Genomic DNA, 19,519 nt, shown 5'->3' with positions numbered 1-19,519 from the left:
GGCCTGGACCGCCGCCTGCGGCGGCCCTACACCCCCACCCCGCCCCTTCCCGAAACCGGGGCTCCGCCCCGGACCCCGCGCCTCAAACGCCGGCGGGGCTGAATGTGCCCCCGGGCCCGGGCACCGCGGCGGGGGAACGCCTCAAACGCCGACGGGGCTGGATGTGCCCCCGGGCCCGGGGGCGGCGGCGGGGGAGACGGAGCGCCTCAAGCGTCTTCGCGGCTGGTGAGCCCCCGGCCTTCGGCGGAGTCCTTCGGCCCGCCCCGGACCCCTCCCCGTCGGGCCAAGGGTCCGTGTTCGGGATGACCTTGTGCTCGCGTTGCGGAGTCCGCGGGGCGTACAGGTGGCGCGAGGACGAGGTGGGGAGCCTCGGGGCGCCGGCTCGGGGGCCCCAACCTCCGTGCCCCCGAGCCGCGTTCCGGAGCACCGCTCGGCACCTCACGCGCCCCCGGCAGGGGGAGGGCGAGGGCCGGCCACTGCCGGGTGAAATGCCCGATTGCGGGGTGTTCGCGGATACGCTCAGGGCATGAGTTGGCTCCGGGCCCTGAAGGAGACCGCCCGCTCGGGGCTCAGCGTCGAGCGGCGGCGGCTCGAACCCGCCATCGCCGCGCGCGGCGCCCTGGGGCTCGCTCTCGTCGTCGGCGTCTCGCTCGCCTTCTTCGGGCCCGCCGTCGCCGCCTCCTCCGCCTTCGGTGCCTTCCAGGCCGCCATCGCCACCTTCCAGCGCTCCTGGAGACCCCGCCCCACCCTCGCCCTCGCCTCCGGCGCCAGCCTCGCCGTGTCGACCTTCCTCGGGTACCTGACCAACGCGGGCGCCCACCCGGTCCTCTTCCTCGGACTGCTGCTGCTCTGGACCTTCGCCGCCGGACTCGCCTGGGCCGCCGGCCCCACCGCCGGCATCATCGCCTCCTCCAACGTCGCGATGATGCTGGTCACCGTCACCCTGCCCACCTCCGTCGCGGGCGCCGCCGGCCACGCCGCCATGATCTTCACCGGTGGTCTCGTCCAGGCCGCCCTCGTCGTCCTGCTCCCCGTCCGCCGCTGGGGCGCCCAGCGCGACGCCCTCGCCGACGCGCTCGCCGCCGAGGCCGACTACGCCCGCCGGCTGCGCCACGACCCGGTCGCCGGGTTCGATCCCGTCCCCCTCATGACCGCCCGCAACGCCGCCGCCGTCACCCCCCGCCAGGCCCGCCGCCGCCCCGCCGAGCTGCACGGCGCCCGCGGGCTCGCGGAGCGGATCCGGCCGGTCCTCGCCTCGCTCGCCGACCCGGCCGTCGGCGTCCCCGAGGAGGGTCCGGAGCGCGCCCGCGTCCGTGAGCTGCTCGCCGCCTCCGCCGCCCTCCTCGACGCCGCCGCCCACGCCATCCGGCACGGCGAGCCCGTGGCCCTGCCCCCGGCGGCCGTCGCCGCGCTCCGTACCCCCGACACCGGCGCGATCCTCTCCGGCCCGCCGCGCCGCGCCGCCCTCCGGCTCGCCGCCCTCCTCGGCGACGTCGTCGAGACGGCGGAGCCTCGCACCGAGACCCACACGCACTCGGCGACGGGCGGCCGCCACCGGCCCACGCTGCCCCGGCTCGCGCCCATCGTCCTCGCCAAGATGCGCGCCGAGCTGCGCCGCGACTCCCCGATCCTCCGCCACGCCGTCCGCGTCTCGGCCGTCACCGCCGCCGGTTACCTCCTCGGCGAGGTGCTCCCCTTCGGCCACGCGTACTGGGCGCCCATGGCCTCCGTCATGGTCATGCGCCCCGACTTCACCCAGACGTACTCCCGCTCGGTCGCCCGCTTCGGCGGCACCCTCGTCGGCGTGGCCTTCGCCACCGTCGTCGTGCAGACCGCCCACCCGGGCACGTACCTCTCCGCCGCCCTCGCCGTCCTCTGCGCCTTCGGCATGTACCTCCTCATGCGCACCGGCTACGCCGTCAGCCAGGTCTGCGTCGCCGCCTACGTGGTCTTCCTCCTCGGCATGGCCGGCGAGGGCGTCTCCCAGACCGTCCGCGAGCGCGTCCTGCTCACCCTCCTCGGCGGCCTCCTCGCGATGCTGGCGTACGCCGTCTTCCCCGCCTGGGAGACGCCCCGCCTGCGCGGCCGCCTCGCCGACTGGCTCGCCGCCTCGGGCCGGTACGCGGCGGCCGTCGCCGCCCGGTACGCCGACCCCGCGGGCCACTCCTGCCCCGACGTCCGCGAGGCGCTCCTCGCCGCCCGCGCCGACCGCGTCGCCTGGCAGGAGGCCGTCGCCCGGGCCGCCCACGAGCCGGTGCGCCACCGGGGCCTGTCCCACGCCGCGGCCGAGGCCGCCGGGCACGCGCTCGCCGAGTTCGGCCGGGCCGCGATGCTCCTGGAGGCCCACCTTCCCGAGCGCGGCACGACCCCGCTCCCCGCCGCCACCGCCCTCGCGGAGGCCCTCCACCGCTCGACGGAGCGCGGCGCCAAGGACGTACGCGAACGCCGCGAGCCGCAGTGGGACGATCTCCGCGAGACCGTCGCCGCCTGGACCGCCGATCCGCCGGACCACTTCCTCCTCGACAAGGGCGCCCGGCTCCTCCTCGGCGCCCTGGACGAACTCACCGCCGCTCTGTCTGACTCCCCGAAGACGGGGACGGGGACGGGGACGGGGACGGGGACGGGGCCGGAGACTGAAGCGCGCTAAGACTTTTCGCGCGCATGTCATCCGGCCGGGGGTCGGGAGGAGTTGAGAGGGGTGTGCACCCGGGACCGGGACGGGGCCCGGCACGGGGGTGGGCCCCGCCCGCGGTCCCGGGTGCACACCGCCCGCCTCCCGCCCCCCACCGATCGCGAGGACTCCCGCCGTGCCCCACCAGACCGCTCCGGACGACGACGGCTTCGGTGCGTACGCCGTCGCCGCCTGGCCCCGTCTGGTGCGTACGGCCCAGCTCCTCACCGGCGACTTCCACGAGGCCGAGGACCTGGTGCAGACGACGCTCGCCAAGGTGTACGGGCGGTGGCGATGGGTCCCCCGGGCCGAGATCGACCTGTACGTGCGCCGCGCCCTCGTCAACAACAACCTCAGCCGCCTGCGGCGCAAGCGCGTCGCCCACCTCCTCACCCCGGTCCTGCCGGAGTCCCTCCGCCACCGGGACGCAGGGCACGCCGACGCGGTCGACCAGCGCACCGCCGTCGGAGCCGCCCTGGCCGACCTGACCGCGCGTCAGCGGGCCGTGGTCGTCCTGCGCTACTGGGAGGACCTCACCGAGCAGGAGATCGCGAGCGTGCTCCAGTGCTCGGTCGGCACCGTCAAGACGCACGCGCGGCGCGGACTGGAGGCCCTCCGCCGTCATCCCGGGATCACCGCGCCCGCGCCCGCCCCCGCCCGACGTCCGTGCGCCGACGCCGCCCCCGCCCCGACCCCGTCCGGAGCCCGCCGATGACGACGTCCGAGCCCCGTCCCTCCGCGGACACCGACGCGCACATCGACGCCGTCCGGGAAGCGCTCGCCCGTGAGGTCCGCGGCCTGGCCCCCGCCCCACGGCCCGTCCCCCTCGCCGAGCTCCGGCGCGCCGGGCTCGCCCGCCGCCGTCGCCGCCGTACCGCCGCGGCGGCCGCCCTCTCCGCCCTCGGCGTGGCCGCCGCCGTGACCGTCGGCGCGGAGTCCGCGCGCACGGGCCACCCGGCGCCCGTCCCGCCCGCCGCCGTCACCCCCGTGGCCCCGACGCTCCGCCCCGCCCCCGCCGCGCCCCCCGTCCGGACCGTGGCCCCCGGCGAACGCGTCGACGCCGGCGGGGGCTGGATCGTCTGGCTCACCCCGGAGGGCAAGCACACGGCCGGGCCGGAGGAGTACGAGGACTTCCACAGCGTCGCCGACGGGAACGTCGACACCGCCGAGCCCGGCGTCACCGTCCAGGGGCCCGGCGGCCCGGCCGGCGCCTTCCGTTCCGGTCTCTACCTCGGCACCCGCGACGCGGGCCGCGTCGAGCTGACCGCCCCCGGGCTCCGCCCGGTCGCGGCGACCCTCCTCGAACTGCCGGGCCATCCCGGCTGGGGCGTCTGGTACGCCCACACCGGGCCGGAGGCGTACAAGAAGGAGCTCACCGTGACGGTGTACGACGGCGAGGGCGCCCGGATCGCCTCGTACCCGCGCTGACCGGGAAGGCGCCCGGATCGCCTCGTACCCGCGCTGACCGGGAAGGCGCTCGGATCGCCTCGTACCCGCGCTGACGGGGAGGGGCGCTCCGTCACCAGGAGGCCTTGCGCACCCCCGGCAGGAACCCCGCGTGCGCCTGTGCCCGCACCCGTACCCGCGACAGGCCGAACTTCCTCAGGTGGCCCCGCGGCCTGCCGTCCACCGCGTCCCTGTTCCGCACCCGGGTCGCGCTCGCGTCCCGGGGCTGGCGGGCCAGTTCGCGTGCCGCGGCCTCGCGCTCGGCCGCCGGGGTCGAGGGGCGGCGGATCAGCTCCTTGAGCTCGGCCCGCCGCTCCGCGTACCGCGCGACGACCGCCTTCCGGTGCTCGTTGCGCGCGATCTTTCCGGCCTTCGCCATCAGACCTTCCCCCCGCGCGCCCGGATGCGGGCCACGGCCGCCTCGACGCCGATGACGTCGACCGTCCTGATCGCGCGGGCGCTGAGCGTGAGCCGGACGTACCGGCCCTCGCCGGGGAGCCAGTACCGCTTCGTCTGGATGTTGGGGTCGAAGCGGCGGGACGTGCGCCGGTGCGAGTGCGAGATCCGGTTGCCGAATCCGGGCTTCGCGCCGGTCAGCTGGCAGTGGGCGGACATGGGTGACCTACCTCTCCCTGAGGTTCCCCGCCATTGTTGGCAATGGGATTCATTTTCATTTACTCTACACACCATGGCACGCAACGAACTCCGACCGATCATCAAGCTCCGGTCCACCGCGGGCACCGGGTTCACCTACGTCACCCGCAAGAACCGGCGCAACGACCCCGACCGTCTCACCCTGCGCAAGTTCGACCCCGTCGTTCGTCAGCACGTCGACTTCCGAGAGGAGCGCTGAGCCCGCCATGAAGCCCGGCATCCACCCCGCCTACGAGCCCGTCGTCTTCCGCGACAAGGCCGGCGGTTTCGCCTTCCTCACCCGTTCCACCCGCACCAGCGACAAGACGGTGGAGTGGGAGGACGGGCGCACCTACCCCGTCGTCGACGTCGAGATCTCGTCGGCGAGCCACCCCTTCTACACCGGCACCGCGCGCGTGCTCGACACCGCCGGCCGCGTCGAGCGCTTCGAGAAGCGGTACGGACGGCGCGAGGCCCCCTGATGCTCTCCGTCGCCCTCGTCGGAGGCCTGCACTCCGACGCCCGCCGCGCTGCCGTGGACCGGCTCCTCGCCGAGGTCCCCGGCAGCGTGGCGCTCCACCACGACCTCGCGACGGCCCCCGGCACGGGGACCGTCGCCGGCACCGTCCGGGACGCCACCGGCGTCCTGTCCACCGGCGAGACCCCGCTCGTCAACGACTGCGCCTGCTGCGCCCTGCGCGAGGACCTCGTCCCCGAGCTGGAGCGGTTCCGCGACTCCGGCCTCACCCGGCTCGCCGTCGTCGAGCTCTGGGACTCCGTCGAGCCCAAGGCGATGGCCGAGGTCGTCGCCGCCGCCGGGTTCCGGATCGGCGCCGTCGTGACCGCCGTCGACCCGGCGCTCCTCCTGCCGTACCTCGGCAACGGCGACGACCTCGCCGACGCCGGGCTCGCGGCGGCGGCCACCGACCGCCGCACCGTCGCCGACACCTGGGCGCGCCAGCTGGAGTACGCCCCCGTCCTCGCCGTCGTCGAGGACCCGGAGGCCCCGGCCGACGCCGAGGACCGGGCGCTGCTCGACCAGCTGCACCCGACCGCCCTGCGCGTCCCCGTCGAGGACGGGCCGGCCCTCGTCCGCGCCGCCCTCGCCGGCTTCGACGTCGAGGCCGCCGCCGCCGCCCAGCACCCCGCCTGCGCGCTCCTGCCGCAGGAGGCGGAGGACCACGGCGTCGGCACGTACGTGTGGCGCCACCACCGGCCCTTCCACCCGGAGCGGCTCTACGCCGCCCTGGAGGACCTGACCTGCGCCGCCGCCCGCAGCCGCGGCCGCTTCTACCTGGCCGACCGGCCCGACACCCTGCTGGCCTGGGACGCGGCGGGCGGCGCGCTCTGCGTGGAGAGCGCGGGCCCGTGGCTCGCCTCGCTGCCGGACGCCGCCTGGGAGATGGTCCCGCCGGTGCGGCGCGCGGCGGCGGCCCTCGACTGGCACCCCGAGCACGGCGACCGCTGCCAGCACCTCGTCTTCACCTCGCCCGGTCTCGACCGGGAGGGGCTCGCCGAACTCCTCGGCTCCTGCCTGCTCACCGACGTCGAGTACGCGGCGGGCCGCGAGTCCTGGAAGGGGCTCGCCTCCGACTTCGACACCCTCCTGGAGGTCTGATCCCATGGCCACGAAGCCCGTCCCCAAGGCCAGGAACGCCGCCCGCAAGCCCGCCAAGGCGCGGCCCAACCCCCTTGACCGGGAGGGGATCACCTACGTCGACTACAAGGACACCGACCTGCTGCGGAAGTTCATCTCGGACCGGGGGAAGATCAGGAGCCGTAGGGTGACCAGGGTGAGCGCGCAGCAGCAGCGGCAGATCGCGCGGGCCGTGAAGAACGCCCGGGAGATGGCGCTCCTGCCGTACGCGTCGGTCGCGCGCTGATCTCCATGGCCGTCCTGTAGCCGTTCCGCCACGCCTCGTGCACGTGCATCTGCTCATGCAACGGCATGTGAACACAGCTATGATCCGAGGAAGTTGACATCTGCACCAAGCAACTCGGGGAGCTACCAGTGCATCTTGCGCATCACGCGTACAACGGCATGGCGGCCACGGAGCTGCGCGGCGTCGTGTGGCAGAAGAGCAGGCACAGCAACTCCCAGGGATCCTGTGTGGAATTCGCGAAGCTTCCGGGGGGCGAGGTCGCCGTGCGCAACTCGCGCTTCCCCGACGGACCCGCGCTCGTCTACACGCCGGCGGAGATAGAGGCGCTGCTGCTCGGCGTCAAGGACGGGGAGTTCGACCACCTGGTGTGAGCCCGAGGTGCGCGTGCGCGAGGTGTACGTGCGCGAGGTGTACGTGCCCGAGGTGTACGTGCCCGAGGTGTACGCGTACGGAGAAGGGCCCCGGCGGTGACTCCGCCGAGGCCCTTCTCTCGTACGTGGCTCCGGGGCGCGGTTACTCGGGTCCGACCCGGAACAGCGCCCACACCACCTTGCCCTGGAGGGCCCCGGCGAGCGGGTGCCAGCCCCAGCTGTCGCTGAACGACTCCACCAGGAAGAGGCCGCGCCCCGACTCGGCGGAGAAGTCCTCCTCGCCGCCGCGGGCCTCCGGGCTCTGCGCGCTCGGGTCGCGCACGGCGCACACCAGGCGCGAGGCCCAGCGCATGAGGTGCAGGCGGACCGGCGGGTTCTGGCCGTCCTCGCGAGTTCCCTCGTCCGTCGGTACCGCGTGTCGCAGCGCGTTGGTGACGAGTTCGGAGACGACCAGGGCCACGTCGTCGAAGCAGTCGTTCAGGTCCCACCGGTCGAGCGTCGCGCTGGTGAACTTCCGTGCGCCGCGCACGGCTTCGAAGCAGGCGGGCAGGGCGCAGGAGGCGGAAGTGGAGACGGCGCCGGGATCGATCGGCGGCAGGCCCTGCCGTAACGGCTCGAGCACGGTCGATCCATTCGTCCCCATGCGAGGCACTCCCGGGAATCGCGACTGTGGTGCGACAACACGACAACACGAACGAGTACGCGGCTGCGCGGGACCCATGGTTCCGAATGCGCCCACGGGATGCAAGGGCAGATGCACGTGCACGCGCCTGACCTGTCCACGCCTGTGGTGAATCTGTGGATATCTTCTGCGGCCCCGCTCCCTCCTTCGGCTTCTCCTGCCCGGAAGTCGCCCCCATTCCGTAATCGAATGTGTACGCGCTGAAGCGTTTGGTGGCAGAATCCGGGGCTCGACGGGGGATTCGACCGGGGCTCGACCGAGGCTCGACGGGGGCTCGACACCGTAAAGGGGAGGCTGAGAGCCGTGACCGCAGGTGAATCCGGCGGAGCGAGCGGGAGTGTGGTGCGGCGCATCCTGCTGGGCTCCCAGCTGAGGCGGTTGCGCGAGTCGCGCGGGATCACCCGCGAGGCGGCCGGCTACTCGATCCGCGCGTCGGAATCCAAGATCAGCCGCATGGAGTTGGGACGGGTGAGCTTCAAGGCCAGGGACATCGAGGATCTGCTCACGCTCTACGGAGTCGGCGACGAGGCCGAGCGCGGCGCGCTCCTCGGCCTGGCCCGCGAGGCCAACGTCACCGGCTGGTGGCACAGTTACGGCGACGTCCTCCCCGGCTGGTTCCCCACCTACATCGGCCTCGAAGGCGCCGCCTCCCTCATCCGGGTCTACGAGGTCCAGTTCGTCCACGGCCTGCTGCAGACCGAGGCGTACGCACAGGCGGTCGTCACCCGGGGCATGCCCGAGGCCTCGCCCGCCGAGATCGACCGGCGCGTCGCGCTCCGCCTGGAGCGGCAGAAGGTCCTCGTCTCCGAGCGGGCCCCGCAGTTCCACGCCGTGCTCGACGAGGCCGCGCTGCGCCGCCCGTACGGCGACCGGGCCGTCATGCGCGAGCAGTTGAAGCACCTGATCGAGATCTCCGAGCACCCCGGCGTCACCCTCCAGGTCATGCCCTTCAGCTTCGGCGGCCACGCGGGCGAGAGCGGCGCGTTCACGATGCTGAGCTTCCCCGAGTCCGACCTCTCCGACATCGTCTACCTGGAGCAGCTCACCAGCGCCCTCTACCTCGACAAGCGCGAGGAGGTCGCCCAGTACCAGCGGGTGATGGAGCGCCTCCAGAAGGACAGTCCCGATCCGGCCGAAAGTCGCGATCTCCTCCGGGGCCTCCTTCAACTCTCCTGACACATCAGTACGATGACGGAACATCAGTGGTTGGTTCCGGAGTCAAGGGGTCTCGATCCATGTCGCACTTCACCGAACTGGCGAGCCAGTACATCGACGGCGAGTGGAAGCCGGGCAGCGGCTCGTGGGACATCATCGACTTCAACCCGTACACCGGGGAGAAGCTCGCCGAGATCACCGTCGCCACCGCCGACGAGGTGGACCGGGCCTACCGCGCCGCGGAGCGCGCCCAGGTGGAGTGGGCGGAGACCAACCCGTACACCCGCCGGCTCGTCTTCGAGCGCGCGCTGCGGATCGTCGAGGACCGCGAGGAGGAGCTCGCCGAGACGATCGTCGCCGAGCTCGGCGGCACCCGCCTCAAGGCCGCCTTCGAGCTGCACCTGGCCAAGGAGTTCCTGCGCGAGGCGATCCAGCTGGCGCTGCGCGCCGAGGGCCGCATCCTGCCGTCGCCGGTCGACGGCAAGGAGAACCGCGTCTACCGCGTGCCGGTCGGGGTCGTCGGCGTCATATCCCCCTTCAACTTCCCCTTCCTCCTCTCGATCAAGTCGGTGGCGCCCGCGCTCGCCCTCGGCAACGCGGTGGTCCTCAAGCCGCACCAGAACACCCCGATCTGCGGCGGCACGCTCGTCGCGAAGGTCCTGGAGGAGGCCGGGCTCCCGGCCGGCCTGCTGAACGTCGTCGTCACCGACATCGCCGAGATCGGCGACGCGCTCCTGACCCACCCGGTCCCGAAGGTCATCTCCTTCACCGGCTCCGACAAGGTCGGCCGTCACGTGGCCACGGTCTGCGCGCAGAACTTCAAGCAGTCCGTCCTCGAACTCGGCGGCAACAGCGCGCTGATCGTCCTCGACGACGCCGACGTGGACTACGCGGTCGACGCGGCCGTCTTCAGCCGCTTCGTGCACCAGGGCCAGGTCTGCATGGCCGCCAACCGCATCCTGGTGGACCGGACGCTCGCGGAGGAGTTCACCGAGAAGTTCGTGGCGAAGGTCAGGACCCTGCGCGTCGGCGACCCGGCCGACCCCGCCACGCACATCGGCCCGCTCATCAACTCCCAGCAGGCGGACGCCGTCTCGGCGCTCGTCGAGCAGACGGTGGCGGCCGGCGCGACGGCCCTCCTGCACGGCACCGTCGAGGGCAACCTCGTCTCCCCGTCCGTCCTGACCGACATCGCGGCCGACTCCCCGGTCCTGAGCCAGGAGATCTTCGGCCCGGTCGCGCTCCTCGTGCCCTTCGACGGCGAGGAGGAGGCGGTGCGGATCGCGAACGACACGCCGTACGGGCTGAGCGGCGCCGTCCACACCGGCGACGTCGAGCGGGGCGTACGGGTCGCCCGGCGCATCCACACCGGCATGATCCACATCAACGACGGCACCGTGCACGACGAGCCGATCGTGCCCTTCGGCGGCGAGAAGCACTCGGGCATCGGGCGGCTGAACGGCGACGCGATGGTGGACGCGTTCACCACCCAGAAGTGGATCTCGATCCAGCACGGCCGGAGTCGTTTCCCCTTCTAGGACAGCATCTGTCCTACTTCTTCCGTAGCGTGGTCGGTGTCGGAAAGCACGGCAACACCGCACGGATCACGCTACGGAAGGCGGACATCATGGTCGCTCTCGTTCCCACCGAGGCCCACGGCGACGAGCGCGGCGCGCTCCTCAACTTCATCGAGGCCCAGCGCGCCGCGATCCGCCGCTCCCTCCTCGGCCTGACCGAGGAGCAGGCGGCGAGCCGCCCCAGCGCCAGCGAGCTGACCCTGTCCGGGCTGCTCAAGCACGTCGCCGAGGTCGAGCTGAACTGGCTGCGCCTCGCCCAGCAGCGGCCGAACGAGAAGCAGCGCTCCCAGGAGACCTGGGCCGACGGCTTCCGCCTCGTCGGCGACGAGACGATCCCCGAGATCGTCGACTTCTGGGCGCGCGTGGCGAAGGAGACGGAGGAGTTCGTCCGCTCGGTGCCGAGCCTCGACGACACGTTCCCGCTGCCGGAGGCCCCCTGGTTCCCGAAGGACGGCCGGGTGTCGGTCCGCTGGATGCTGCTCCACCTGGTGCAGGAGGCGGGACGGCACGCCGGGCACGCGGACGTCATCCGCGAGTCCCTGGACGGCAAGGTCTCCTTCGCGCTGATCGCGGAGGAGCAGGGCCGCTGACCCGGGCGGGACCCGGCGGGGCCGGACCCGGACCCGTACTCTGGTCAAAATCGACCAGGGCGTGGGGCCACGGAGGTACGCGGGATGTCGGCGATCCGCCTGCTCGTCCTGGGCGCGGTGAAGCAGCACGGCCGCGCCCACGGCTACCAGGTGCGCGGCGACCTCGAGTACTGGGGCGCGCACGAGTGGTCCCACGCCAAGCCCGGGTCGATCTACCACGCGCTCAAGCAGCTGGCGAAGCAGGGGTTCCTGCGCGCCCACGAGAGCGCGCCGAGCACGGCCGGCGGGCCGCCGCGCGTCGAGTACGAGCTGACCGCGCGGGGCCGCGAGGAGTACTTCGCGCTGCTCCGCGAGGCGCTGACGACGTACGACCAGGGGCGGGACGTCCTCTCGGCGGGCATCGGCTTCATCGTGGACCTGCCGAGGGCGGAGGCGGTGGAGCTGCTGCGCCGCCGGGTGGCCGCGCTGGAGGCGTGGCGGGCGACGGTCACCGAGGAGTACACGCCGGAGGGCGGGCTCGAACAGCTCGGCCACATCGGCGAGATCATGCACTTCTGGACCCACTCGGCGGACGCGGCCAGGGAGTGGACGCTCGGTCTGATCGGACGGATCGAGGCGGGGGCGTACGCCTTCGCGGGCGAGGGCGAGCCCTTCGTGGGCGTCCTCGAAAAGTAGCCGCACGGTGCTGGGAACCCGCCGGGGCGGGCGGTCTACTGAAGGTCGCGGCGCGCGCCGCGGAAGGGGGACCGTCCGATGCGCACCAGACCTGTGCGACCGTTCGCCGCCGCCGTCGTGGCGGCTCTGGCCTTTTCCGTACTGGCCGGGTGCACCGGGAGCCCCGACCGCCCCGCGGAAGCCACCGAAGGCCCACCCTCCCCACCCCCACCCGTGCGGCTCACCGCCCCGCCCGCGATCCCTTCCCAGCCGGGGCTGCCGGGGCGGGCCCACCAGCCGGTGTTCGCGCGCGACGGCAGCGGGTTCGCCCTGCTCGCGGACTGCGTGACCGACCCCTCGGCACCGGAGAACGGTTTCTGCCGCCCGTACGTGGCGGTCCTCGACGCCGGCGCGAAGGAGTGGGTGGCCCGGCGCTCGCCGCTGGCCGAGACGCGCGGGACCGAGGGCGTCTCCGCCCACCTGCTGCCGCTGGGCCCCGGGCGGGCGCTGATCGAGGACTTCTCCGCCGAACCGGGGACGCGGACCTGGTTCACCCGCGACGGCGGCCGCAACTGGCGCCGCGGGGACACCCGTACGGTCGGCACGACCCCGGACATCCCGGCGGACGGGGTGCTCGCCACCGACTGCGCGGAGCCCGCCGGATCCGTACCCGACGACTGCGCGCGGCAGCGGCTCGTCGTCGTCTCGCCGGTGGACGGGCGGCGGCGGGCGCTGGCCCGGGTGCCGTCCCTCGGCGCGTTCCCGGCCCCGGCGCCGCTGCCGGAGCCGGACGGGTCGTGGTGGGTCTCGGGGGCCGACCCGCGCACCGGCCGGGCGGCGGTCGCCGTCTCCCGGGACGCGGGCCGCAGCTGGCGGGTGAGCGCGCTGCCGAGTCCGGCCGCGGGGCCCGGACGGTACACGGCGGTGGTGGTCGGTCAGTCCGCCGTCTACGCGGCGGAGATGGGGGAGCTGAGCGAGGGGAAGGAGATCCTGAACTCGATGCGGGCCCTGCACCGCTCCGTCGACGGGGGCCGGACCTGGCGGCGGATGTGGACCACGGGGGCGACGCGGGAGCCCCGGTCCCTCGTCGGTCTCCCGGTCCCGGGGCCCGGCGGCCGGGTGGAGATCGCCTCGATGTTCTCCGGTTTCCGGAGCGTGGACGGCGGGCGGACCTTCGTCGAGCTGGACGACGGGACGGCGTACGTCCGGCGCACCGCCCTCGGCCTGCTGCGGGAGGACCTCCCGTGCCAGTTCGAGATCACCCGGGACGGGGTGCGGTGGTCGCGGTTCCTCCTCGCCTGCGGCGAGGAGGGCGCGGCCGGCACGGACGGCGACGGGACTCAGTGATGGAACGAGGTCGCCTTGTCCCTGTCGTGGGTGAAGGGGTGGGGCTGGCTCCGCAGTTCGGGCAGGAGCCGGTGCAGGTCCTCGACGAGGAGCTCGGCGAGGTCGGCGGAGAAGCCGTTGCGGCAGACGATCCGGAGGACGGAGAGGTCCTCGCGGTTGGCGGGGAAGGTGTAGGCGGGGACGAGCCAGCCGTGCTCGCGCAGCCGTCGTGACACGTCGAAGACGTCGTAGTTCGTCACGTCGGGGGCGGTGGTGAAGGCGAAGACGGGCAGTTCGTCGCCGCGGGTGAGGAGGCGGAAGTCGCCCATGGCCTCGATGCGTTCGGCCAGGCCCCGGGCGATGCTCCGGGAGGTCTGCTGGACGGCGCGGTAGCCCTCGCGGCCGAGCCTGAGGAAGGTGTAGTACTGCGCGACGACCTGGGCGCCCGGGCGGGAGAAGTTGAGGGCGAAGGTGGGCATGTCGCCGCCGAGGTAGTTCACCCGGAAGACGAGCTCCTCGGGGAGTTCGGCGGGGGAGCGCCACAGGACCCAGCCGACGCCCGGGTAGACGAGGCCGTACTTGTGGCCGGAGGTGTTGACGGAGGAGACCCGGGGGAGCCGGAAGTCCCAGACGAGCTCCTCGTCGAGGAAGGGGGCGACCATGGCGCCGGAGGCCCCGTCGACGTGGACGGGGATGTCGAGTCCGGTGCGTTCCTGGAGGGCGTCGAGGGCGGCGCAGATCTCGGCGACGGGTTCGTAGGAGCCGTCGAAGGTGGAGCCGAGGACGGCGACCACGCCGATGGTGTTCTCGTCGCAGAGGGCGGCGGCGGACTCGGCGTCCATGTGGAAGCGGTCGCCGTCCATGGGGACGAGCCGGGGCTCGACCTCCCAGAACTCGCAGAACTTCTCCCAGCAGACCTGGACGTTGATCCCCATGACCAGGTTGGGGCGGGCGGTGGACGGGTAGCGGTCGGCGTTCCGCTTCGCCCAGCGCCGCTTGAGGGCGAGACCGGCGAGCATGCCCGCCTCGCTGGAGCCGGTGGTGGAGCAGCCGACGGCGGTGGCCGGGTCCGGGGCGTTCCACAGCTGGGCGAGTATGGCGACGCAGCGGCGCTCCAGCTCGGCGGTGCGCGGGTACTCGTCCTTGTCGATCATGTTCTTGTCGCGGCACTCGCTCATGAGGACACCGGCCTGGGGCTCCATCCAGGTGGTGACGAAGGTGGCGAGGTTGAGCCGGGAGTTCCCGTCGAGCATCAGTTCGTCGTGGACGAGCTGGTACGCGCTCATCGGCGGCATCGGCCCCTCGGGGAGCCGGTGGTGCGGTGGGGCCTCGGTCATGCCGCCGACCGGGTCGGCCACCCCGTAGAAGGGGTTGAGCGCGAGGCGGCGCTCGGGCTCGGAGGGGGAGGCGGCGGGACCCTGGTGCAGCGGGGGCATGGGGAGGTTCCTTCCTCGGCGGGACGGGGGGAGGGGGAGGCGGGCTCAGCGCATGGCCTTGCCCTCGTGGTCGAGTTCGAGCTGCGGACGGCCGGTGACGATCAGCCAGGCCGGGAGGGAGGCGACGCAGAGCAGCGCGATCATCGCGGGGGAGGCGGCGATGACGGCGGCGGTGAAGAGGCTGATCCAGCCCTGCCGGGTGGTGGCGAGGAGGAAGCCGAGGACGGCGGAGGAGACGGCGACGGCCGGGTGGACCTCGGTGACGAGGGCCTGGGCGAGGAGGCCGAAGGCGGCACCGGCGAAGACGGCGGGGAAGATCCGGCCGCCCCGGAAGCCGCAGGAGGCGGCGACGACGAGGGCGAGGAGCTTCACGGCGGCGAACTTCGCCAGCTCGCCGGAGGACCAGCCGCCGGCGCCCTCGGCGAGCTCCTTCATCTGCTCCAGGCCCTTGAAGAGGGTCAGCGGCCCGCCGAGGGCGCCGAGGAGGCCGAGGACGAGGCCGCCGAGCGGCAGCATCAGCATCGGGTGGCGCAGTCGGTGGAAGGCCCCGTGGACGTACGGGAAGAGGTAGCCGGCGACGAGGCCGAAGGCGGCCGCGGCGGCGGCGATGACGACGGCGGCGAGGAGGTCGCCGAAGCCCGGGGAGTCCAGCACCGGCAGCCCCAGGTCGAAGCTGGGCTCCGCGAGCAGCTGGGTGGTCACCGCGCCGGCGCCGGCGGCCACGAGCGGGGCGAACATCCGGTCCCAGAGCGAGCCGCGGCCCGGCTGGCCCGCCAGGGCCTCGGAGAGCACGAGGGCGGCGGCAACCGGCGTACCGAAGAGGGCGCCGATGGTGGCGGCCGAGGCGAGGGAGACCCAGACGGCGCCGGGCAGCGAGGGCTGGGCCTTGCGGCCGAGCCAGTACGCGAGGGCGATGTTCGCCGCGATGATCGGGTTCTCGGGGCCGAGGCTGACGCCGCCGGCGAGGGTGAGCGTGCTCGCGAGGAGCAGGCCGGGGACGACGGCGGGGGCGAGCGGCGCGCCGCCGAGCCCCTCCGAGGCCGGGTCGGGTCCGGCGTGGCCGGGGACCTTCCAGATGACGAGCCCCACGGCGATGCCGCTCGCCGTGAGCATGGCGATCATCCAGAGGGAGGAGTACCCGCCGATGCCGAGGGCGTCGGGCAGGTCGTGCCAGAGGACGTCCTGGAACTCCTCCGAGAGGTAGCTGATGCCGATGAAGAGCAGGCTCGCCGCGACACCGACCACGAGCGCGGGCAGGACCTGCGGGAGCAGGACACGGACGGGGGCCTCGACGGGGGAGGACGACGGCGCGGGCGGAGCATGATCAGTGGCCACCGCCCCACCATAAGTGAGCAAAAGCCGTGCAACATCCTGAAAGGGACAGGCCGGGCGCGTCGTCCGCCCGGCCCGTCCGCGACCCTCACCTCAGGCGCCCGGCACGGCCCCCGCCTCAGGCACGTGAGGTCAGGCGCGCGGCGCGATGACCACCGCGGTGCCGTACGCGCACACCTCCGTACCGACGTCGGCCGCCTCCGTCACGTCGAAGCGGAACATCAGCACCGCGTTCGCCCCGCGCGCCCGCGCCTGCTCCACCAGCCGCTGCATCGCCTGGTTCCGGGTCTCCACCAGGGTCTTCGTCAGCCCCTTCAGCTCGCCGCCGATCATCGACTTCAGCCCCGCCCCGATCTGGCTGCCCAGATGCCGGGAGCGCACGGTGAGCCCGAAGACCTCACCGATGACCTGCCGGACCTCGTAGCCCGGCACGTCGTTCGTCGTCACGACCAGTACGTCGGACTGCGGCACCTGGCCGCCTCCGTACTCCTCGATGCCCATCGGTACGCACCTCCTGACCCCCCACCCTCGGGCCGGTCCGGACTTCCCGCATCCCGTGGACGCCGACTGGAACCGCTCGCGTCCGCCTCACGTTGATAGCTTGGGGCAGCCGTCCCCCCGCCCCACGCCCCCACCGAACCGCAGGAGCCCGGAACCCGTGAACACGCTTGCCCTCGGACCGAGCTGGCTCGACCCGGACAACCTGATCGGGACCTTTGGTCTGATCGGTGTCCTCGTCATCGTCTTCGCCGAGTCCGGACTCCTCATCGGCTTCTTCCTGCCCGGCGACTCGCTGCTCTTCACCACCGGCCTCCTGGTCACCACCGGCAAGATCGACACCCCGCTGTGGCTCGTGTGCACGCTCGTCGTCGCCGCCGCGGTCATCGGCGACCAGGTCGGCTACCTCTTCGGCCGCAAGGTCGGGCCCGCGCTCTTCAAGCGCCCCGACTCCAAGCTCTTCAAGCAGGAGAACGTCGAGAAGGCCCACGCCTTCTTCGAGAAGCACGGCCCGAAGTCGCTCATCCTCGCCCGCTTCGTCCCCATCGTCCGGACGTTCACGCCGATCATCGCCGGCGTCAGCAGGATGAACTACCGCTCGTTCATCATCTTCAACGTGATCGGCGGCGTGCTCTGGGGCGCCGGCGTCACCCTCCTCGGCGCCTCCCTCGGCAACGTCGACTTCGTGCACAAGCACATCGAGGCGATCCTCGTCGGCATCGTCCTCGTCTCGGTCATCCCCGTCGCGATCGAACTGCTCCGCGCCCGCTCGCAGGCGAAGAAGAACCCGCCGGTCCAGGACGGCGACCACGACGGCCCCGGCACCCCGAACCCGCCGGCGACCCGCGGCCGCCACGCCAAGCGCTGACCCACCGCCGCACCAGGGGCTTCCGGCAGGGCCGTACAGGTCCCGCTAGAAGCCCCTGGTGCGCTTCGCGGACCTGCGGGCCGCGCCCGCGCCCGGGGCCTGGATGAAGAACCGGGCCAGCTCGCTCCCCAGGTTCACCCCGATCGCGATGGCCAGCGCCAGCGCCGCCGCCTTCGCCAGCGACGCGAAGCCCTGGTCCGTGTTGTTCTGCGCGATGGCGAGCACCCCGAAGTACGTCGCCGAACCCGGCAGCAGCGGACCGATCGCCGCCGTCACGTACGGCAGCGACGAGGTGTGCAGATGCCGGGCGATCAGCTGCCCGAAGAGGCCCACCAGCCCCGCCGCCACGGCCGTCGCCATCACCGTCGACCCCTGCGCCGTCACCGCGATCGACGCGTAGACCACCCAGGCGACCCCGCCGTTCAGCGTCGCGAAGACCACCGTCGCCCGCGACTGCTGCAGCAGGATCGCGAAGGTCGCGCACAGCACCATCGACGCCAGGATCTGCGTCACCGGCCGCTCCACCGGCCGCAGCGCCCCCTCCGGATTCAGCTGCGCGTCGAACTGCACCGCGACGTACAGCACCGAGAGCACGCCCACCACGATCGCGACGAAGAAGTACGCGACCTCCAGGAGCCGCGCCGAGGCCGTGATGTAGAAGCCGGTCAGGCCGTCCTGCACGGCCGCGACGAGCGCCCGCCCCGGGATCAGCGCGAACAGGCCACCGGTGATCACCGCCGAGGGCCGCAGGTCCGAGTGGAACAGCGTCAGGAGCACGCCCATCGCCGCCGGCGGCATCGCCGCCACCAGGAACTGGTAGAACTCCGGCAGCCCGCGCCCCGCGCACAACCACGCCAGCCGGTCGCCGAGCACCGCGCCGAGCGCCGCCACCAGGAAGACCGTCGCCCCGCCGCCGAGCAGCACCGAGGCCGCGCCCGCGAGGATGCCCGCCGCCGTCGTGAGGACCCACCCCGGGTACGGGTGCCGGTTGCGCCGGATCTCCGCGAGCCGCCGGTACGCCTCCTCCGGCGACACCTCCTGCTCCGGGTCGTTGATGTCGGCGAGCAGCGTGTAGACCGCCGCCAGGCGCGTGTAGTCGGTGCCCCGCCGCCGTACCGTCCGGTTCGCCGTGATCGGGTCGTCGACCAGCGACGGCTGGTACGTCACGGACAACAGCGTGAACGTCACCGTCGGCTCGACCCGGTCCAGCCCGTACGAGCGGCAGATCGCGAACATCGCCGCCTCGACGTCCTCCGCGCCCTCCCCGCCCGCGAGCAGCAGCTCGCCGATGCGCAGGGTCAGGTCGAGGACACGCGGCACCGAGGGCCCCGACTCGTCCTCCTTGCGCGGCGCCTCCGGCACCGGCCGGTCGTGCACCGGCAGCCGCAGCATGGTCCGCATCCGGTCCTGCCAGGGCGCGTCCTGCGACATCCGCACCATCGGCACGCCGAAGGCCGGGGTGAAGGCGGGAGGGGAGCTCTTCGCCGGAGCCGCCGACCTACCGGCGGGCGGCGCGAACGCCGAACCCCCGGGCTCGGCCGGCGGCTCCGCGGTGAACCCCTCGGGAAGCGCGAACTCGGAGGTCGGGTGCTCCTCCTCCGGCGGCGCGGGCTGCTCGACCCCGGCCGGCGGGACGAACGCGCTCCGCGCCTCGTCCGACTGCGGCTTCCGGTCCTCAGGAGCGCCGTCCTCCGGCTCCGCCACCACTGTGCCCGCCTCGTCCCCAGGGAATCGTGGATTCCAGTATGAAGGTGCGACAGATGTGCGGAAGTGGCGCACCCCCGAATGCGAAAGGCGGTGCACCCCGAAGGGTGCACCGCCTGTCACGAGCGGCTCAGCGGCCGCCCGAGGGAGGCTCAGCGGTCGCCCGAGGGAGGCTCAGCGGCCTCCCGAGGGGGCTCAGTGGCCGCCCTGCTCCTTCAGACGCGCGAAGGAGCGCTCGATCTCGGCCTCGGCCTCGGCGCGGCCGACCCAGTCGGCGCCCTCGACGGACTTGCCCGGCTCCAGGTCCTTGTAGACCTCGAAGAAGTGCTGGATCTCCAGGCGGTCGAACTCCGACACGTGGTGGATGTCGCGCAGGTGCTCCATGCGCGGGTCCGTCGCCGGGACGCAGAGCAGCTTGTCGTCGCCGCCGGCCTCGTCCGTCATGCGGAACATGCCGATGGCGCGGCACTTGATGAGGCAGCCCGGGAAGGTCGGCTCGTCGAGGATGACCAGCGCGTCCAGCGGGTCGCCGTCCTCGCCGAGGGTGTTCTCGACGTAGCCGTAGTCGGTCGGGTAGGCCGTCGACGTGAAGAGGCGACGGTCAAGACGGATACGACCGGTCTCGTGGTCGACCTCGTACTTGTTGCGGGATCCCTTGGGGATCTCGATGAGAACGTCGAACTCCACGGGTGG

The 19,519-nt window shown here is 73.2% G+C and carries 22 protein-coding genes; 14 read left to right on the top strand and 8 right to left on the bottom strand.

Annotation, left to right across the window (positions count from 1 at the left end):
* The first annotated feature begins 526 nt into the window (after window positions 1–526).
* From AB0G79_RS29115 to AB0G79_RS29105, 3 genes are all read left to right on the top strand, one after another.
* Complete coding sequence (locus AB0G79_RS29115; RefSeq protein WP_360811607.1) at window positions 527–2,647, top strand: FUSC family protein; 2,121 nt, start codon at window positions 527–529, stop codon at window positions 2,645–2,647.
* Window positions 2,648–2,807: 160 nt separating this feature from the next.
* Window positions 2,808–3,386: a SigE family RNA polymerase sigma factor gene (locus tag AB0G79_RS29110; protein ID WP_360811605.1), complete on the top strand. Its 579-nt coding sequence runs from the start codon at window positions 2,808–2,810 to the stop codon at window positions 3,384–3,386.
* The gene (locus AB0G79_RS29105; RefSeq protein WP_360811603.1) at window positions 3,383–4,099 is read left to right on the top strand and encodes a hypothetical protein; all 717 of its coding nucleotides are present in this window, start codon (window positions 3,383–3,385) and stop codon (window positions 4,097–4,099) included. The genes AB0G79_RS29110 and AB0G79_RS29105 overlap by 4 nt, the downstream gene beginning before the upstream one ends.
* Window positions 4,100–4,190: 91 nt before the next feature.
* Here AB0G79_RS29105 and rpsN read toward each other — a convergent pair whose 3' ends face one another.
* Window positions 4,191–4,496, bottom strand: coding sequence for a 30S ribosomal protein S14 (rpsN, locus tag AB0G79_RS29100; protein WP_360811601.1), 306 nt, complete (start codon window positions 4,494–4,496; stop codon window positions 4,191–4,193).
* Window positions 4,496–4,732, bottom strand: a complete 237-nt coding sequence (rpmB, locus tag AB0G79_RS29095; protein WP_360811598.1) for a 50S ribosomal protein L28 — start codon at window positions 4,730–4,732, stop codon at window positions 4,496–4,498. Before rpmB ends, rpsN begins: the two co-directional genes overlap by 1 nt.
* Window positions 4,733–4,805: 73 nt before the next feature.
* On the opposite strand from rpmB, the gene rpmG reads away from it, so the two are divergent.
* From rpmG to AB0G79_RS29070, 5 genes are all read left to right on the top strand, one after another.
* Window positions 4,806–4,970, top strand: coding sequence for a 50S ribosomal protein L33 (gene rpmG, locus AB0G79_RS29090; protein WP_360811596.1), 165 nt, complete (start codon window positions 4,806–4,808; stop codon window positions 4,968–4,970).
* A 7-nt stretch (window positions 4,971–4,977) separates the two neighbouring features.
* Window positions 4,978–5,232 carry a type B 50S ribosomal protein L31 gene (locus tag AB0G79_RS29085; RefSeq protein WP_360811594.1) on the top strand — a complete coding sequence of 85 codons (255 nt, stop codon included), beginning with the start codon at window positions 4,978–4,980 and terminating at the stop codon, window positions 5,230–5,232.
* Window positions 5,232–6,368 carry a GTP-binding protein gene (locus AB0G79_RS29080; protein WP_360811592.1) on the top strand — a complete coding sequence of 379 codons (1,137 nt, stop codon included), beginning with the start codon at window positions 5,232–5,234 and terminating at the stop codon, window positions 6,366–6,368. The genes AB0G79_RS29085 and AB0G79_RS29080 overlap by 1 nt, the downstream gene beginning before the upstream one ends.
* A 4-nt stretch (window positions 6,369–6,372) precedes the next feature.
* The gene (gene rpsR, locus AB0G79_RS29075; protein WP_360811590.1) at window positions 6,373–6,633 is read left to right on the top strand and encodes a 30S ribosomal protein S18; all 261 of its coding nucleotides are present in this window, start codon (window positions 6,373–6,375) and stop codon (window positions 6,631–6,633) included.
* Between the two features lie 158 nt (window positions 6,634–6,791).
* Window positions 6,792–7,004, top strand: coding sequence for a DUF397 domain-containing protein (locus AB0G79_RS29070; protein WP_360811615.1), 213 nt, complete (start codon window positions 6,792–6,794; stop codon window positions 7,002–7,004).
* A gap of 142 nt (window positions 7,005–7,146) precedes the next feature.
* On the opposite strand, the gene AB0G79_RS29065 is transcribed toward AB0G79_RS29070, so the two are convergent.
* Window positions 7,147–7,647 (bottom strand): ATP-binding protein, encoded by a 501-nt coding sequence (locus tag AB0G79_RS29065; RefSeq protein WP_360811588.1) that lies wholly within the window; start codon window positions 7,645–7,647, stop codon window positions 7,147–7,149.
* Between the two features lie 342 nt (window positions 7,648–7,989).
* Between AB0G79_RS29065 and AB0G79_RS29060 the strand changes: the two genes are divergently transcribed.
* From AB0G79_RS29060 to AB0G79_RS29040, 5 genes are all read left to right on the top strand, one after another.
* A complete protein-coding gene (locus tag AB0G79_RS29060; protein ID WP_360811586.1) occupies window positions 7,990–8,862 on the top strand; it encodes a helix-turn-helix transcriptional regulator in 873 nt (290 codons plus the stop codon).
* Between the two features lie 59 nt (window positions 8,863–8,921).
* Window positions 8,922–10,379 (top strand): aldehyde dehydrogenase family protein, encoded by a 1,458-nt coding sequence (locus AB0G79_RS29055; protein WP_360811584.1) that lies wholly within the window; start codon window positions 8,922–8,924, stop codon window positions 10,377–10,379.
* An 89-nt stretch (window positions 10,380–10,468) separates the two neighbouring features.
* Window positions 10,469–11,008 (top strand): DinB family protein, encoded by a 540-nt coding sequence (locus tag AB0G79_RS29050; protein ID WP_360811582.1) that lies wholly within the window; start codon window positions 10,469–10,471, stop codon window positions 11,006–11,008.
* A gap of 84 nt (window positions 11,009–11,092) precedes the next feature.
* Window positions 11,093–11,683 (top strand): PadR family transcriptional regulator, encoded by a 591-nt coding sequence (locus AB0G79_RS29045; RefSeq protein ID WP_360811581.1) that lies wholly within the window; start codon window positions 11,093–11,095, stop codon window positions 11,681–11,683.
* A 78-nt stretch (window positions 11,684–11,761) separates the two neighbouring features.
* Window positions 11,762–13,009 carry a sialidase family protein gene (locus AB0G79_RS29040; protein ID WP_360811579.1) on the top strand — a complete coding sequence of 416 codons (1,248 nt, stop codon included), beginning with the start codon at window positions 11,762–11,764 and terminating at the stop codon, window positions 13,007–13,009.
* On the opposite strand, the gene AB0G79_RS29035 is transcribed toward AB0G79_RS29040, so the two are convergent.
* From AB0G79_RS29035 to AB0G79_RS29025, 3 genes are all read right to left on the bottom strand, one after another.
* Window positions 13,003–14,424 (bottom strand): glutamate decarboxylase, encoded by a 1,422-nt coding sequence (locus AB0G79_RS29035; protein ID WP_360811577.1) that lies wholly within the window; start codon window positions 14,422–14,424, stop codon window positions 13,003–13,005. The genes AB0G79_RS29040 and AB0G79_RS29035 overlap by 7 nt on opposite strands.
* Window positions 14,425–14,469: 45 nt before the next feature.
* Complete coding sequence (locus AB0G79_RS29030; RefSeq protein WP_360811575.1) at window positions 14,470–15,759, bottom strand: ion channel protein; 1,290 nt, start codon at window positions 15,757–15,759, stop codon at window positions 14,470–14,472.
* 129 nt (window positions 15,760–15,888) lie between these two features.
* Complete coding sequence (locus AB0G79_RS29025; protein ID WP_360811573.1) at window positions 15,889–16,257, bottom strand: YbjQ family protein; 369 nt, start codon at window positions 16,255–16,257, stop codon at window positions 15,889–15,891.
* Between the two features lie 157 nt (window positions 16,258–16,414).
* Here AB0G79_RS29025 and AB0G79_RS29020 point away from each other — a divergent pair, with 157 nt between their 5' ends.
* Window positions 16,415–17,122 carry a VTT domain-containing protein gene (locus AB0G79_RS29020; RefSeq protein WP_360811571.1) on the top strand — a complete coding sequence of 236 codons (708 nt, stop codon included), beginning with the start codon at window positions 16,415–16,417 and terminating at the stop codon, window positions 17,120–17,122.
* 45 nt (window positions 17,123–17,167) lie between these two features.
* On the opposite strand, the gene AB0G79_RS29015 is transcribed toward AB0G79_RS29020, so the two are convergent.
* Both AB0G79_RS29015 and AB0G79_RS29010 read right to left on the bottom strand, forming a co-directional pair.
* Window positions 17,168–18,829, bottom strand: a complete 1,662-nt coding sequence (locus AB0G79_RS29015; RefSeq protein WP_360811569.1) for a threonine/serine exporter family protein — start codon at window positions 18,827–18,829, stop codon at window positions 17,168–17,170.
* 192 nt (window positions 18,830–19,021) lie between these two features.
* Window positions 19,022–19,513: an inorganic diphosphatase gene (locus AB0G79_RS29010; protein ID WP_360811567.1), complete on the bottom strand. Its 492-nt coding sequence runs from the start codon at window positions 19,511–19,513 to the stop codon at window positions 19,022–19,024.
* Window positions 19,514–19,519 lie beyond the last annotated feature (6 nt).

The sequence above is a fragment of the Streptomyces sp. NPDC020807 genome (genome assembly GCF_040641575.1).
In the GTDB taxonomy this organism is placed as follows: domain Bacteria; phylum Actinomycetota; class Actinomycetes; order Streptomycetales; family Streptomycetaceae; genus Streptomyces.
The sequence above is the reverse complement of the archived record's forward strand: the minus strand, read 5'-3'. Positions and strand labels throughout refer to the sequence as shown.

Excerpts from the sequence above, each read along its gene's own strand:
- AB0G79_RS29070 (WP_360811615.1), top strand. The coding sequence starts at position 6,792 with ATGGCGGCCACGGAGCTGCGCGGCGTCGTGTGGCAGAAGAGCAGGCAC.
- AB0G79_RS29050 (WP_360811582.1), top strand. The coding sequence starts at position 10,469 with ATGGTCGCTCTCGTTCCCACCGAGGCCCACGGCGACGAGCGCGGCGCG.
- AB0G79_RS29040 (WP_360811579.1), top strand. The coding sequence starts at position 11,762 with ATGCGCACCAGACCTGTGCGACCGTTCGCCGCCGCCGTCGTGGCGGCT.
- rpmG (WP_360811596.1), top strand. The coding sequence starts at position 4,806 with ATGGCACGCAACGAACTCCGACCGATCATCAAGCTCCGGTCCACCGCG.
- rpmB (WP_360811598.1), bottom strand. The coding sequence starts at position 4,732 with ATGTCCGCCCACTGCCAGCTGACCGGCGCGAAGCCCGGATTCGGCAAC.
- AB0G79_RS29065 (WP_360811588.1), bottom strand. The coding sequence starts at position 7,647 with ATGGGGACGAATGGATCGACCGTGCTCGAGCCGTTACGGCAGGGCCTG.
- rpsR (WP_360811590.1), top strand. The coding sequence starts at position 6,373 with ATGGCCACGAAGCCCGTCCCCAAGGCCAGGAACGCCGCCCGCAAGCCC.
- AB0G79_RS29025 (WP_360811573.1), bottom strand. The coding sequence starts at position 16,257 with ATGGGCATCGAGGAGTACGGAGGCGGCCAGGTGCCGCAGTCCGACGTA.
- AB0G79_RS29055 (WP_360811584.1), top strand. The coding sequence starts at position 8,922 with ATGTCGCACTTCACCGAACTGGCGAGCCAGTACATCGACGGCGAGTGG.
- AB0G79_RS29085 (WP_360811594.1), top strand. The coding sequence starts at position 4,978 with ATGAAGCCCGGCATCCACCCCGCCTACGAGCCCGTCGTCTTCCGCGAC.
- AB0G79_RS29080 (WP_360811592.1), top strand. The coding sequence starts at position 5,232 with ATGCTCTCCGTCGCCCTCGTCGGAGGCCTGCACTCCGACGCCCGCCGC.
- AB0G79_RS29105 (WP_360811603.1), top strand. The coding sequence starts at position 3,383 with ATGACGACGTCCGAGCCCCGTCCCTCCGCGGACACCGACGCGCACATC.
- AB0G79_RS29045 (WP_360811581.1), top strand. The coding sequence starts at position 11,093 with ATGTCGGCGATCCGCCTGCTCGTCCTGGGCGCGGTGAAGCAGCACGGC.
- AB0G79_RS29115 (WP_360811607.1), top strand. The coding sequence starts at position 527 with ATGAGTTGGCTCCGGGCCCTGAAGGAGACCGCCCGCTCGGGGCTCAGC.
- rpsN (WP_360811601.1), bottom strand. The coding sequence starts at position 4,496 with ATGGCGAAGGCCGGAAAGATCGCGCGCAACGAGCACCGGAAGGCGGTC.
- AB0G79_RS29035 (WP_360811577.1), bottom strand. The coding sequence starts at position 14,424 with ATGCCCCCGCTGCACCAGGGTCCCGCCGCCTCCCCCTCCGAGCCCGAG.